We start from the raw sequence: 12,795 nt of genomic DNA on the forward strand, positions 1-12,795 counted from the left end.
CTGGCGCGCCTCCAGCGGCATTTTTCAAGCCTTTTCGCTTGGAAATGCCGAATGGGCGCGCGCCATGCGCTCCTGTTTTCACGTGCTCGTTGTCTGTATCCCTGTCCTCTGGAAAGCCTGCCATGCCCTTGAACGATCCCGCCCACGCCTTCGTACCCTATCCCGACGTGCCCGTGCCCCACGCCAGCACCGGCCCGCTCAGCGGCCTGTACTTCGGCGTCAAGGACCTGTTCGACGTGGCCGGCTACCCCACGGGCGGCGGCAACCCGCTGGTGCTGGCCCTGTCGGGCACCAAGACCCACACCGCGCCCACCGTGCAACAGCTGCTGGACGCCGGCGCCGCCTTCGCCGGCAAGACCGTCACCGACGAGCTGGCCTTTTCCATGAATGGCAACAACGCCCACTTCGGCGCGCCGCTCAACGGCGCGGCGCCGGAGCGCATCACCGGCGGCTCGTCCTCGGGTTCGGCCTCGGCCGTGTCCAGCCGGCTGTGCGACTTTGCCCTGGGCACCGACACCGGTGGCTCGGTGCGTGCGCCCGCCAGCCATTGCGGCCTGTACGGCATCCGCCCCACGCACGGCCGCGTCAGCCTGCAATCGGCCCTGGCGCTGTGCCACAGCTACGACACCTGCGGCTGGTTCGCCCGGGACGCCACCACCTTCGCCCGCGTCGGCGACGTGCTGCTGGGTGCCGACCCCGCCCCGCTGCCCGCCCGGCCGCGCCTGCTGAGCCCCACCGACGTTTGGGGCCTGATCGCCGCCGACGTGCGGCCCGCCTGGGACAGCGCGCGGGCCCAGGCCCAGGCCGTGTACGGCGAAGCCGCGCCCACCAGCGTGGCGCTGGACAGCTTTGAGGCCATGTACTGGAGCTTCCGCTACCTCCAGGGCCGCGAAGCCTGGATGACCGACGGCGCCTTCATCGAACGCTACGCCCCCGTGCTGGGCCCCGGCGTGAAGGAACGCTTTGCCTGGTCCCGGGATGTCACCGACGCCCAGGTCGAACAGGCCCTGGCCTTCCGCACCCGCTTCACCGCCCACCTGCGCCAGTTGCTGGGCCCGGACGGCGTGCTGGTCATGCCCAGCATGCCCGACATCGCCCCGCTGCGCAGCACCGACGAGGCCGCGCTGGAGCACTACCGCAACCAGGCCGTGCAGATGCTGTGCATCGCCGGGCTGTCGGGCTTTCCGCAGATTTCGCTGCCCCTGGCCGGGCGCCAGGGGGCACCGCTGGGCCTGTCGCTGCTGGGCCCCGCCGGCAGCGACCGCAGCCTGATCGCCATGGCGCAGCGGCTGGCCGCCACGGCCTGAGGCCCCGCCCTGCAGCACAGCCCCGCAGGCCATGGCCGCGGGGCTGTTGCGTCATGGGGTGGCACCGGCGTGCGCTGCGCCCACAGGCCATGCGGCACATGTTTGATCTGGCCCACACCATGGACGCTGGGGCCTGCTCGACGGGCCCCAGCGCCGTGGCGCCGCGAAACTGTGGTGTGATACATGCCCCATGCTGGTGCACAGAGGCTGTGCCCCCCACCCGGGCACAAGGACCAGCACGATGCCGCAAAGGAGGCGGACGAGAATGAGCAGACTGACGCAGTACACGAAGATGCTGGCCGCTGTCGCCACCGTAGTGACCCTGGCCGCATGCGGCCAGAAGGTCGAGGTGCCACCAGCCCACATCGGCAAGATCATGACCAAGGATGGCTACCAGGACAACCTGATCCCCACCTCCAAATTCCGGCTGGGCAAGTGCTGGGCCTACTGCGACCGCCTGGTGCTGCTGGATGTCTCCGACAAGGCCTACCAGGAGGCCATGAGCATCTTCATCCCAGAAGACAAGCTGAACCTGGAGGTGACCATCCGCGCGACGCTGAGCATCAACCCCAAGAAGACGGCGGAGCTGTTCAATGCGATCGCCCCCACCGAGATGTCGGAGCATGTCTCGACGATTGCCAACGAGCAGGTGTACCGCACCTACGCCAGCCAGATCATCCAGGCCGAGGTGCGCGAATACCTGAGCAAGCTGTCGATCAGCGAGATCGCCTCCAGCAATGAAAAGATCAACGCCGACCTGCGCCTGCAGCTGGGCAAGGCCATCGAGTCGCTGACGCCGTTCTCGGTGCGCTTTGTCGGCATCACCAACCTGAAATACCCCAAGATCATCACCGACGCGCAGGAGTCAGCGGCCGAGCGCCGGGAAGCCATCCAGAAGGAAGAGGCCCAGCTGGCGATTTCCAAGGCCCAGCTGGAGCGTGAGCTGCAGGAGGCCCGACTGCAGCGCGCCATCGACAAGGAAAAGGCCGAAACCGAAGCCATGTCGCAATCGGTGCTGGCCCAGTCCGTCGATGCCCGCGTGCTGCAGCTGCGCAAGCTGGAAAATGACCGCGCCTGGATCGAGAAGTGGAACGGCCAGCTGCCCACTACCACGCTGGGTGACAGCGTGCCCATGGTGAGCATCGCCAAATGATCCTGCTGCTCAACCTCCTGCCCTTTTTGATCGCCGCCATCGGCTTCGGACTGAGCTGGAAGCGCAAGAACCGCTGGATCGCCGCTGCCACCTGCGCCGCTTTGCTGCTGTACTTCCAGGCCCAGCCCTCCTACTTGCCCAAAGGCGAGATCACGCGCTCGCCCCCGCCGGTGTTTGGAGAGTCGGACGCCCAGATCGAGGACCGCAACCGCAAGCCCATGCCCGGTGACGAGCGCGACCAGCGCATGCGCGATGCCGTGCAGCAGGGGTTGGACTTCAAGCCCTAGGCACCGCAGCCCCCACCAGCGCCCCCTGCGGGCGCTTTTTCATGGGCGCCGGGGCGCTAGAACCGCAGCTGCACGCCCGGGTCCAGGCGACAAACCTCGCAATCCACCACCGCCGCGCGCCGCTCCACCACCACAAAATCCCCGCCCTCCACCGCCAGCAGGGCGTGGTGCCAGGTCCCCGGCGCCAGCACCACGCCCTGGCGGCCGTCGGTGACGAACGCCTGCAGCTCGCCCGCCTGGGGGGCCGGCCCGGGGCGGGCCACCACGACCACAAAGCGCTGCGTGCCCAGCGGCACAAAGGTCTGGCTGCCCAGGGCGTGGCGCTCCAGCTCGGTCACGGCCAGCGGAAACTGCCGCGCCTGGGCGCTGAACAGCGCCAGCATGGGCACGCCGCCCTCGGCCGTCAGCTGCAGGTCGGCCAGCAGTTCATGCCGCATGGCGTTGCCACCGTTGATGGGCCAGGCGGGCAGCGCGGGCGATTGCCCCTGCACGGCCAGCACGTGGCCAAAAGAGGCAAAGCGCGCAGGCGTCAGGGGTTCGGGGGTCAGGATCAGGTCAGGCATGCCCGCAGATAAGCAAGCGCAATGCCACGCCATGCGGACCGTGCACGGCGTCGCCCTTGCGGGGCCGCTACCATGCCGGCTGGTGCGGGGGCATCGCGCCCGCGTTTTCTGTCTTCACTGTGAACCACCTATGGAACTGCGCCAACTGCGCTACTTCGTGCGTGTGGTGGAACTGGGCTCCATGAGCCGCGCCGCCATGGACCTGGACATGGTGCAGTCCGCCCTGAGCCAGCAGATCAGCCGCCTGGAGAGCGAACTCAGCACCCGCCTGCTGCAGCGCTCCAGCAAGGGCACGGCCCCGACCGAGGCCGGGCTGGCCTTTTTCCACGAGGCCCAGCTGACGCTGCGGCATGCCGAGCAGGCCATCCACGCGGCGCAACAGGCGCGGCTGTCGGGGGCCGTGAGCATTGGCCTGTCACCGACGATTGCCTCGGTGCTGGGCCTGCCGCTGATGCAGGCCCTGCGCCAGCGCTACCCCGAGGTGCGCCTGCACATGGTGTCGGCGCTGTCGGGCCACCTGACCAGCCTGCTGAATGCGCGCCAGCTGGATCTGGCCATCCTGTTCGATGCACAGGGCGCCCGCCGCTGGAGCGTGCAGCCGCTGCTGGAGGAAAAGCTCTACCTGATCCAGTCCAAGCGCCGCCCGGTGTGCCCGCACACGGCCACCACCACCATGGCGCAGATGGGCGGCGTGCCGCTGATCCTGCCCTCGGGCAGCCACGGGCTGCGCAATGCCATCGTCACCGCCTTCGCGCATGCGGGCCTGCCCTTGAACATGGCACTGGAGATTGACGGCCTGCCACTGCTGATGGAGGCCGTGATGGCCGGCATGGGCGCCACGGTGCAGCCCTGGTCGGCCGTCAAGCTGCACCACGCCACGCAGGGCGAATTCCTGTGGTCGGAGATCGTGGACGGCCAGGTGCGCCGCCCGGCCATGCTGTGCGGCCTGTCGGAGGATGAGCTGTCGCCCGCCGCGCTGGCCGCCCGCGTGGTGCTGCGCGATTGCGCCGAGCACCTGGTGACCAGCGGCGCCTGGGCCGGCGCCACGTTGAGCCATCACAAAAACTGATACCCCCATTCCCTGAACCCCCTGCCCAGGGCCGGGTGCGCTCCCTACAGTCGATCTTCCCCACGAGTGAGACTGCAAGGAGAGAGATTCATGGACACCGATGTTCTGGTCATCGGTGGTGGCAATGCCGCCCTGTGCGCCGCGCTGATGGCGCGCGAAGCAGGTGCCCGCGTGCTGCTGCTGGAGTCCGCACCGCGCGCATGGCGCGGCGGCAACTCCGCCCACACCCGCAACCTGCGCTGCATGCACGATGCGCCGCAGGATGTGCTGGTCGAGGCCTACCCCGAAGAGGAATACTGGCAAGACCTGCTGAAGGTGACGGGGGGCATCACCAACGAGCACCTGGCGCGCATGGTGATCCGCGCCTCCTCCACCTGCCGTCACTGGATGCGCCAGCACGGCGTGCACTTTCAGCCCCCGCTGTCGGGCGCGCTGCATGTGGCCCGCACCAATGCCTTCTTCATGGGCGGCGGCAAGGCGCTGGTCAACGCCTACTACCGCAGTGCCGAGGCGCTGGGTGTGGAGATTCGCTACGAGTCGCCGGTGGATCGCATTGACATCGACCACGGCATCTTCAAGGCAGCCTATGTGAACGGCCAGCGCATCACCGCCCGCAGCTGCGTGCTGGCCGCCGGCGGCTTCGAGTCCAACCGCGAATGGCTGCGCGAGGCCTGGGGCCAGAACGCGCGTGGCGAATGGCCGGCCGACAACTTCATCATCCGTGGCACCGCCTTCAACAAGGGGGTGCTGCTCAAGCACCTGCTGGAGGACCACCGGGTCGACGGCATTGGCGACCCCACCCAGGCCCACATGGTGGCCATCGACGCGCGCGCACCGCTGTACGACGGCGGCATCTGCACCCGCATCGACTGCGTGTCCCTGGGCGTGGTGGTCAACCGCGAGGCCGAGCGCTTCTACGACGAGGGCGAGGACTTCTGGCCCAAGCGCTACGCCATCTGGGGCCGCCTGGTGGCCCAGCAACCCGGACAGATTGCCTACTCCATCATCGACAGCAAGGCCATCGGGCGCTTCATGCCGCCCGTGTTCCCCGGCGTCAAGGCCGACAGCCTGCCCGAGCTGGCGCAGAAGCTGGGGCTGAACGTGGACACCTTCATGCGCACGCTCAACGCCTACAACGGCGCCTGCCAGGTGGGCCAGTTCGACCACACGGCGCTGGACGACTGCCACACCGAAGGCGTGACCCCCGCCAAGACGCACTGGGCCCGCCCCATCGACACCGGCCCGTTCTACGGCTACGCCCTGCGCCCCGGCGTGACCTTCACCTACCTGGGCCTTGAAACCGACGACACCGCCGCCGTGCGCTTTGCAGGGCAGCCCAGTCGCAACCTGTTTGTGGCCGGCGAAATGATGGCCGGCAACGTGCTGGGCAAGGGCTACACCGCCGGTGTGGGCATGTCCATCGGCACGGCCTTTGGCCGCATCGCCGGACGCAACGCGGCGCTGGCCGCTGCGGGTAAAGGCGCCGAACACGGCGCCGTGAAAGACGAGGTGTAAGCCACCATGAGCATCCAATCCTTTGAAACGCTGGGCCAGGAAGCCCAGGCCCTGGCCTCTGGCCACAGCGGCAAGGTCATTCCCATCCTGCCCCTGAGCGCGGCCGAAGGCGAAGTGGCCCGCGTCATGCAGATCTGCAACGCCTGCCGCTACTGCGAGGGCTTTTGCGCCGTGTTCCCGGCCATGACGCGCCGCCTGGAGTTTGGCAAGGCCGATGTGAACTACCTGGCCAACCTGTGCCACAACTGCGGCGCCTGCCTGCACGCCTGCCAGTACGCCCCGCCACACGAGTTCGGCATCAACATCCCCAAGGCCATGGCCGAGGTGCGCGGCCAGACCTATGCGGACTACGCCTGGCCCCCGGCGCTGGGCCAGCTGTACCAGCGCAACGGCCTGACGCTGTCGCTGGCCCTGGTGGCCGCGCTGAGCCTGTTCCTGGTGCTGGGCGCCGTGCTGCAAGGCGGCGGCCTGGGCGCACTGTGGGGAGCCGATCTGGGTGGCAACTTCTACCAGCTGTTCCCGCACAACCTGCTGGTGGGCCTGTTTGCGCCGGTGTTCCTGTTCGTGGTGCTGGCGCTGTCCATGGGCGTGCGCCGCTTCTGGAAGGACATCAAGCACGCGACCAGTGGCGCCGACGTCAGTCGGCCCGCAGCCGCCGAAGCCACCGGCGACGTGCTGCGCCTGAAGTACCTGGATGGCGGCCACGGCGACGGTTGCCACAACGAGGACGATGCCTACACCCTGCAGCGCCGCCGCTGCCACCACCTGACCTTCTACGGTTTCCTGCTGTGCTTTGCCGCCACCGGCGTGGCCACGCTCTACCACTACCTGCTGGGCTGGGCCGCGCCCTACGACCTGCCCAGCCTGCCCAAGCTGCTGGGCGGCACGGGCGGCGTGATGCTGGCCCTGGGCACGGCCGGCCTGTGGCGCCTCAACCGCCGCCGCCACCCGCTGCATGGCGATGCCCAGCAAAAACCCATGGACCTGGGCTTCATCGCCCTGCTGTTCCTGGTGGCCACCAGCGGCCTGGCGCTGTGGTGGGCCCGTGCCACCCCCGCCCTGGCCCTGCTGCTGTGCCTGCACCTGGGCGCGGTGATGGCCTTGTTCGCCACCCTGCCCTACGGCAAGTTTGCCCATGGTGTGTTCCGCACCGCGGCCTTGCTGCGCCACGCCACCGAAAAACGCCAACCCAACCCCATCGGCCTAGGGGCCGATTGAGGCGTGCGGGGCCACAAGCCCCGCGGCGCTGAACTCCCCCACACCCAAAACATAACACCCATTCAGGAGATACCGCATGCAACGACGCACCCTCATCCAATCCTCTGCCGTGCTGCTCAGCGCCGGCTTGCTGGGCGGTCTGCCGGCCCTGGCCCAGGATTTCCCGCCCAAGAAACCCGTGACCATGGTGGTGGGCTTTGCCGCCGGTGGCGCGGCCGACGCCGCTGCGCGCCTGATCGCCAAGAAGCTGAGCGAGAACATCGGCCAGTCCGTGGTGGTGGAGAACAAGGGCGGCGCGGGCGGCAACATCGCCCACGGCCAGGTGGCGAATGCCGCCACCGACGGATCGGTGATCCTGTTCGGCTCGGTCGGCCCGCTGACCATCGCACCGCACCTGATGAAGCTGACCTACGACCCGTTCAAGGACCTGGCACCGCTGTCCGGGGGCGTCAACTTCCCGAACGTGCTGGTGGTGCACAAGGGCGCGGGGGTGAAGAACCTGCAGGAGTTCGTGGCGCTGGCCAAGAAGTCGCCCGGCAAGGTGGACTACGCCTCCACCGGCGCCGGCTCGGCCTCGCACCTGGCGGGTGAGCTGTTCAACCAGCGCGCCGGCGTGGAAATGGTGCACGTGCCCTACAAGGGCGGCGCCCCGGCCCTGCAGGACCTGCTGGGCGAGCGCGTGACCAGCTACTTCGCCGCACCGCCCACCGCCCTGCCGCATGTGCAGGCCGGCAAGCTGATCCCCCTGGCCACCACCGGCCTGACACGCCCGGCCTACATGCCGGACATCCCCACCGTGGCCGAAGCCGGCTACCCCGGCTTTGAGGCCCTGAACTGGTACGCCTTCGTGGCGCCCAGCAAAACCCCCACGGCCATCCTGGACCGCTGGAACGTGGAGATCGTCAAGGCCCTGAACGACGAAGGCGTGAAAAAGGCCTTGAACGACCATGGCCTGACGCCGCAGCCCACCACGCGCCAGGAACTGGCGGCGTTCATGAAAAAAGAATATGAGCAGTGGGGCCGCGTGGTGAAAGAGCGCAAGCTCTCTGCCAACTGAGGCATACCCCCGCTTCCTTCCTTGACAGCCACCTGCGGGTGGCTTTTTTTGCGCCCGCGCAGGCCCTGGGGCCGGGCCGCCAGAAACCCGGTGCCGGCGCTTTTTCGCCAAGCCAGCGACAATATCGCCCCGCCCTGCTGTCCAGCCGGGCTTTTGTTGTGCGGCCCTGCGTGCCGCCCCGCCGGCCTGCTGAACCTTCATGACTGCTCCTGACACCCGCGTGCTGTCGCTCATCCCGCCGATGACGCAGCTCAACACGCCCTACCCTTCTGCGCCCTATCTGACGGGCTTTCTGCGTTCGCGCGGGGTGGATGCGGTGCAGGAAGACCTGGCCCTGGCCCTGGTGCTCAAGCTGCTGTCGCGCGACGGCCTGGCGCAGATCATCGACCTGGTGCAGGCGCAGTACGACGCCGACCCGGGCCGCCTGTTCAGCCCCGCCGTGCAAAGCTTCATGGGCCAGCGCGACCAGTACCTGGCCACGGTGAACCGCGTCATCGCCTTCCTGCAGGGCAAGGACAGCACGCTGAGCCACCGCATCGTCAGCCGCGCCTGGCTGCCCGAGGGCCCGCGCTTCGATGCGCTGGAACACTACATGGACGATGGCTCGGGCGACCCCGTGGGCTGGGCCTTCGGCGCACTGGGCCAGCAGGACCGCGCCAAGCACTACGCCACGCTGTACCTGAACGACCTGGCCGACGTGATCCGCGACGCGGCCGACCCGCGCTTTGAATTTGTGCGCTATGCCGAGTCGCTGTCGGGCAACCAGCCCACCTTCGATCCGCTGGCCGAGGCCTTGGCCGCCGCCCCCACCCTGGTCGATGACGCGCTGGCCGAGCTGACGCGCAAGGCCGTCTGGCGCCACCGCCCCACGGTGGTGCTGCTGTCCACGCCTTTCCCGGGTTCGGTCTACGCGGCCTTCCGCATCGCCCAGACCATCAAGGCCGAGTTCCCCCACATCACGCTGGTGCTGGGCGGCGGCTTTGTGAACACCGAGTTGCGCACGCTGGCCGAGCCGCGCGTGTTCGACTATTTCGACTTCATCACGCTGGATGCGGGCGAGCGCCCGCTGCTGGCGCTGCTGGAACACCTGCGCGGCGAGCGTGGCCGCTCGCGCCTGGTGCGCACCTTCGTGCGCAACGACGAGGGCGCGGTGCAGTACATCAACCTGATGGAAGCCGACATCGCCTTTGCCGAGGTGGGCACGCCCACCTGGGACGGCCTGCCCATCCACGACTACCTGTCGCTGCTGGACATGCTCAACCCCATGCACCGCATGTGGAGCGACGGCCGCTGGAACAAGCTGACGATTGCCCACGGCTGCTACTGGAAGAAGTGCAGCTTCTGCGACGTGGGCCTGGACTACATCGGCCGCTACGAAGGCGCCAGCGCCACCGAGCTGGCCAACCGCATCGACACCATCGTGGCCGAGACCGGCCAGACCGGCTTTCACTTCGTGGACGAGGCCGCGCCGCCCAAGGCGCTCAAGGCCCTGTCCCAGGAGCTGATCGCGCGCGGCACCGACATCAGCTGGTGGGGCAACATCCGCTTCGAGAAAACCTTCAGCCCCGAGCTGGCCCAGCTGATGGCCGACAGCGGCTGCATCGCCGTGTCCGGCGGGCTGGAAGTGGCCTCGGACCGCCTGCTCAACCTGATGAAAAAAGGCGTCAGCGTGGAACAGGTGGCGCGCGTGACCAAGGCGCTGACCGACGCGGGCATTCTGGTGCACGCCTACCTGATGTACGGCTTTCCCACGCAGACGGCGCAGGACACGGTGGATGCGCTGGAGTATGTGCGCCAGCTGTTCGAGAACGGCTGCATCCAGAGCGGCTTCTTCCACCGCTTTGCCTGCACCATCCACTCGCCCGTGGGCCAGAACCCGCAGGCCTACGGCGTGACCCTGCCTGCGCTGCCGCCCGCCACGTTTGCGCGCAACGACATCCCCTTCATCGACCCCACCGGCGTGGACCACGACGCCCTGGGCGTGGGGCTGAAGAAAGCCATCTACAACTTCATGCACGGCATCGGCGTGGAAGAGGACGTGCGCAACTGGTTCGACTTCAAGGTGCCCAAGCCCACCGTGCCGCGCAACAAGATCGCCAAGGCGCTGGCCGCCAAGGGCTGGTAAGCCCGGCGTCGCCATCTCACAACCCGCGCTGCGGGCGCTGACGGGGCATAGCCATGGCAGGCACTTGCTGCGGCACCCCCAGGCCTTTGGGGACTGCGTGTTCGGGGCGCACCGGGCCGGCACGACCGACCGCTGCGGAGACCGGCACGGACCGGTCTCCCGCAATTTCTGGCCAAAATGACCTCTAGCCCTTATCTATCCTGCGCCTGCAGCTATGAAAAAAGCCAGCAGGCTGCTGGCTTGTGGGGGCTATAGGACGCCGCTCAAGGCGCAGGCGAAGGAGCGGGTGCAGGCGTGGCTGCCGGCGGCGGCGCCACCTCGGCCATCACCGCGTCGTACTGCCAGGGCTGGGGCAGCACGCGGTCCACCCAGCCGCAGCGCCAGGCCAGCGCGGCCAGCACCAGCACGGCCACCACGCCCCAGACCCAGCGGGCGGTGTGCTTGTCGGCAAACGGGTCGTGGGTGATGCGCTTGGCGCTCAGCGGCACCTTGGCCGCCTGCGACAGCGAGTTGCCCAGCTGCAGGTTGATCTTCATGCGGCCATTGATGGCCCAGCCGCTGGCGTCCAGGATGGGGCCCAGGCTGCGCTCACGCAGCTTCAGCCAGGCAATCAGCATGCTGGGGCCGGAGATGGCCAGGATGATGCCCAGCAAGGCCACGGGGATCCAGGGCCCCAGCTCCACGAACTTGCCGAATATGCCGACCAACACCGTGCTGATGGAGCCCAGCGCCACACCGATGGCGGCCACCGTGCCGACATCGGTCTTCTTGCCCGCCGCGGCAGCGGGGGCCGGCGCGGCGGCGGCGCTCTTGCTCACGTCGACCAGCTTGCTGGCCTGGGCGTCCAGGCTGGCGGTGACCGAGGCGTCCTTGGCGGCGGCGCGCTTGGCCACCTGCTCCTCGACCATGCGCACGAACTTCTTGTAGGGCGAGAAGAAGGCCTGGCCGATGCTGGTGGGGTTCTCGATCAGCTTGGTGATGGTGGCATCCCAGTCCTGGCCGGCACGGTCGTAGAAGATGCCGTTGCGCCCGACGAACAGGAAGTCCACATCCCCGGCCGTGAAGGCGGCCACGATGTGGCGCTTCTGGCCGTTGCGCTGGCACTCGCAATACGCCAGGAAGACCTTGGCCATGCCGGCCAGCGTGGCGTGCGCAGCGGGGTTGGCCACATCCACCGTCAGGTCGCAGCTGCGCCCGTCCAGGAACAGGGTGCCGGCCTGGAAGGCCGCGCCCTGGCGGCTGTAGAACTGCGAGAAGGCCACGAAGTTGTTCAACAGCGCCAGCAGGTCGCGCTGGTAGCGGATCAGCTTCTCCAGCGCGATCGCGTGCACGCTGTGCTGCTTTTCGTCCTCATCGTGCTGAATGAAATCCTGCAACTGCTGCTGCATGCCGCTGTCCAGCAGGGCCTGGGCCTCGGCCTGCGCCACCGTGCCCAGCGGGGTCGCCGGGTAGTCCGCCAGCCAAGCCTGGCACGGCGCCAGCTGCGCCTTGAGCTGCGCCCACTGCGCGGCACTCAGGCTGTCCAGCGGGCCCAGCAGCGGCTCGACGGCCGTGGTGCGCAGGGTGGCCATCGCCTCGGCCCAGGCGGGGTTGATGCCCTGCGTCAGCGGCAGCTCGCCCCCGGCCACCACGGTGGCCACGGGCAGGGCGGCAATCGCGGCGTCCTCCTGGCTCAGCAGTTGCTTGCCCAGGGCGGCGTAGCCTTCGACGGACGGGCTCAGCGGCACCAGGGCGCTGGCGTCGAAAGCCGCCAGGCGCGTGCGCGCAAAAAAGTCCTCGACCTTGGCCTGCACGGCATTCAGCGCCTGCGCGGCGGCCATGGCCTGCTCCTGCGTGGGCAGGGCACAGGTGTTGGACTGGGCGCGCGCATGCCAGTCGGCAATCGTCTGCACGTCGGTGAAGAAGTTGTCCAGCTGCGCGCGGCCCAGGCCCGGCTGGCCGTCACACCCCTGGGCGCTGCCATAGGCGGCCATGATGCGCTCCGCCAGGGCGGCCAGCGCGGGGTGATCAGCCAGGGTCACGGGGTTCAGGATGCCGTCGCCGTTGAAGGGCATGCTGTTGAGCGTCGTCAGCCGCTGCTGCACCTCGGCCAGCGAGACGCTGTCGGTGCAGCTACGCCCTTGCAGCGCCAGGATGCGCCGGGCTTCATCCAGCAGGGCCCGCGCCTCGTCGGAATCTGTGCGCAGCGACGACAGCTGCAGCACGTCCGACCCGGTGGTCAGCACCTCCGGGTCCTGGACCATGGAGACCGCCCATTCGCAGGCCTGCACCAGTTCCGGCGCGCGGATGCGACCGTCGGCATCCAGGTCGATCATGTCCAGCGTGGCACTGTCGAATTCAATGCCGCGTGTGGGACAGGCCAGGGCCACCCACAGCTTCTGATCCAGTTGCCCAATGTTTGCGATATCTGCACCGGTGCGGATGGTGACCTGATCCACCCCGCCCGCCCGGAAAAACTGCCATTCGTGTTGTTGTTGCATGACCTACTGACTCGGTAGCAC

At 68.3% G+C, this 12,795-nt stretch carries 10 protein-coding genes; 8 read left to right on the top strand and 2 right to left on the bottom strand.

What is annotated here, in order from left to right; all coding sequences use genetic code 11:
• The first annotated feature begins 122 nt into the window (after positions 1–122).
• The 3 genes from KAQ61_RS11930 to KAQ61_RS11940 all read left to right on the top strand — a co-directional run bounded on the left by KAQ61_RS11930 (position 123) and on the right by KAQ61_RS11940 (position 2,747).
• The gene (locus KAQ61_RS11930; RefSeq protein WP_210929297.1) at positions 123–1,307 is read left to right on the top strand and encodes an amidase; all 1,185 of its coding nucleotides are present in this window, start codon (positions 123–125) and stop codon (positions 1,305–1,307) included.
• Positions 1,308–1,572: 265 nt separating this feature from the next.
• Complete coding sequence (locus tag KAQ61_RS11935; RefSeq protein WP_244982883.1) at positions 1,573–2,460, top strand: SPFH domain-containing protein; 888 nt, start codon at positions 1,573–1,575, stop codon at positions 2,458–2,460.
• Complete coding sequence (locus KAQ61_RS11940) at positions 2,457–2,747, top strand: hypothetical protein (protein ID WP_196994744.1); 291 nt, start codon at positions 2,457–2,459, stop codon at positions 2,745–2,747. Before KAQ61_RS11935 ends, KAQ61_RS11940 begins: the two co-directional genes overlap by 4 nt.
• A 56-nt stretch (positions 2,748–2,803) precedes the next feature.
• On the opposite strand, the gene KAQ61_RS11945 is transcribed toward KAQ61_RS11940, so the two are convergent.
• The gene (locus KAQ61_RS11945; RefSeq protein WP_210929298.1) at positions 2,804–3,310 is read right to left on the bottom strand and encodes an ureidoglycolate lyase; all 507 of its coding nucleotides are present in this window, start codon (positions 3,308–3,310) and stop codon (positions 2,804–2,806) included.
• A 130-nt stretch (positions 3,311–3,440) separates the two neighbouring features.
• Between KAQ61_RS11945 and KAQ61_RS11950 the strand changes: the two genes are divergently transcribed.
• The 5 genes from KAQ61_RS11950 (at position 3,441) to KAQ61_RS11970 (ending at position 10,294) form a co-directional block, all read left to right on the top strand.
• Complete coding sequence (locus KAQ61_RS11950; RefSeq protein ID WP_210929299.1) at positions 3,441–4,379, top strand: LysR family transcriptional regulator; 939 nt, start codon at positions 3,441–3,443, stop codon at positions 4,377–4,379.
• A gap of 90 nt (positions 4,380–4,469) precedes the next feature.
• Positions 4,470–5,894 (top strand): FAD-dependent tricarballylate dehydrogenase TcuA, encoded by a 1,425-nt coding sequence (gene tcuA, locus KAQ61_RS11955; RefSeq protein ID WP_210929300.1) that lies wholly within the window; start codon positions 4,470–4,472, stop codon positions 5,892–5,894.
• Positions 5,895–5,900: 6 nt separating this feature from the next.
• Entirely contained in the window at positions 5,901–7,112 is a 1,212-nt protein-coding gene (tcuB, locus tag KAQ61_RS11960; RefSeq protein ID WP_210929301.1) for a tricarballylate utilization 4Fe-4S protein TcuB, read from the top strand.
• Positions 7,113–7,188: 76 nt separating this feature from the next.
• Positions 7,189–8,169, top strand: a complete 981-nt coding sequence (locus KAQ61_RS11965) for a Bug family tripartite tricarboxylate transporter substrate binding protein (RefSeq protein ID WP_043384047.1) — start codon at positions 7,189–7,191, stop codon at positions 8,167–8,169.
• Between the two features lie 199 nt (positions 8,170–8,368).
• Entirely contained in the window at positions 8,369–10,294 is a 1,926-nt protein-coding gene (locus KAQ61_RS11970) for a B12-binding domain-containing radical SAM protein (protein ID WP_210929302.1), read from the top strand.
• Between the two features lie 263 nt (positions 10,295–10,557).
• On the opposite strand, the gene KAQ61_RS11975 is transcribed toward KAQ61_RS11970, so the two are convergent.
• A complete protein-coding gene (locus tag KAQ61_RS11975) occupies positions 10,558–12,774 on the bottom strand; it encodes a hypothetical protein (RefSeq protein ID WP_210929303.1) in 2,217 nt (738 codons plus the stop codon).
• Positions 12,775–12,795: the final 21 nt, after the last annotated feature.

Origin of the sequence: Comamonas aquatica, from assembly GCF_018064205.1 — a bacterium.
Classification (GTDB): Bacteria; Pseudomonadota; Gammaproteobacteria; order Burkholderiales; family Burkholderiaceae_C; genus Comamonas; species Comamonas aquatica.

What these genes read in the sequence shown, in the direction of transcription:
- KAQ61_RS11965 (WP_043384047.1), top strand. Translation starts at nt 7,189, where the DNA reads ATGCAACGACGCACCCTCATCCAATCCTCTGCCGTGCTGCTCAGCGCC.
- KAQ61_RS11975 (WP_210929303.1), bottom strand. Translation starts at nt 12,774, where the DNA reads ATGCAACAACAACACGAATGGCAGTTTTTCCGGGCGGGCGGGGTGGAT.
- KAQ61_RS11970 (WP_210929302.1), top strand. Translation starts at nt 8,369, where the DNA reads ATGACTGCTCCTGACACCCGCGTGCTGTCGCTCATCCCGCCGATGACG.
- KAQ61_RS11940 (WP_196994744.1), top strand. Translation starts at nt 2,457, where the DNA reads ATGATCCTGCTGCTCAACCTCCTGCCCTTTTTGATCGCCGCCATCGGC.
- KAQ61_RS11935 (WP_244982883.1), top strand. Translation starts at nt 1,573, where the DNA reads ATGAGCAGACTGACGCAGTACACGAAGATGCTGGCCGCTGTCGCCACC.
- KAQ61_RS11930 (WP_210929297.1), top strand. Translation starts at nt 123, where the DNA reads ATGCCCTTGAACGATCCCGCCCACGCCTTCGTACCCTATCCCGACGTG.
- tcuA (WP_210929300.1), top strand. Translation starts at nt 4,470, where the DNA reads ATGGACACCGATGTTCTGGTCATCGGTGGTGGCAATGCCGCCCTGTGC.
- KAQ61_RS11950 (WP_210929299.1), top strand. Translation starts at nt 3,441, where the DNA reads ATGGAACTGCGCCAACTGCGCTACTTCGTGCGTGTGGTGGAACTGGGC.
- KAQ61_RS11945 (WP_210929298.1), bottom strand. Translation starts at nt 3,310, where the DNA reads ATGCCTGACCTGATCCTGACCCCCGAACCCCTGACGCCTGCGCGCTTT.
- tcuB (WP_210929301.1), top strand. Translation starts at nt 5,901, where the DNA reads ATGAGCATCCAATCCTTTGAAACGCTGGGCCAGGAAGCCCAGGCCCTG.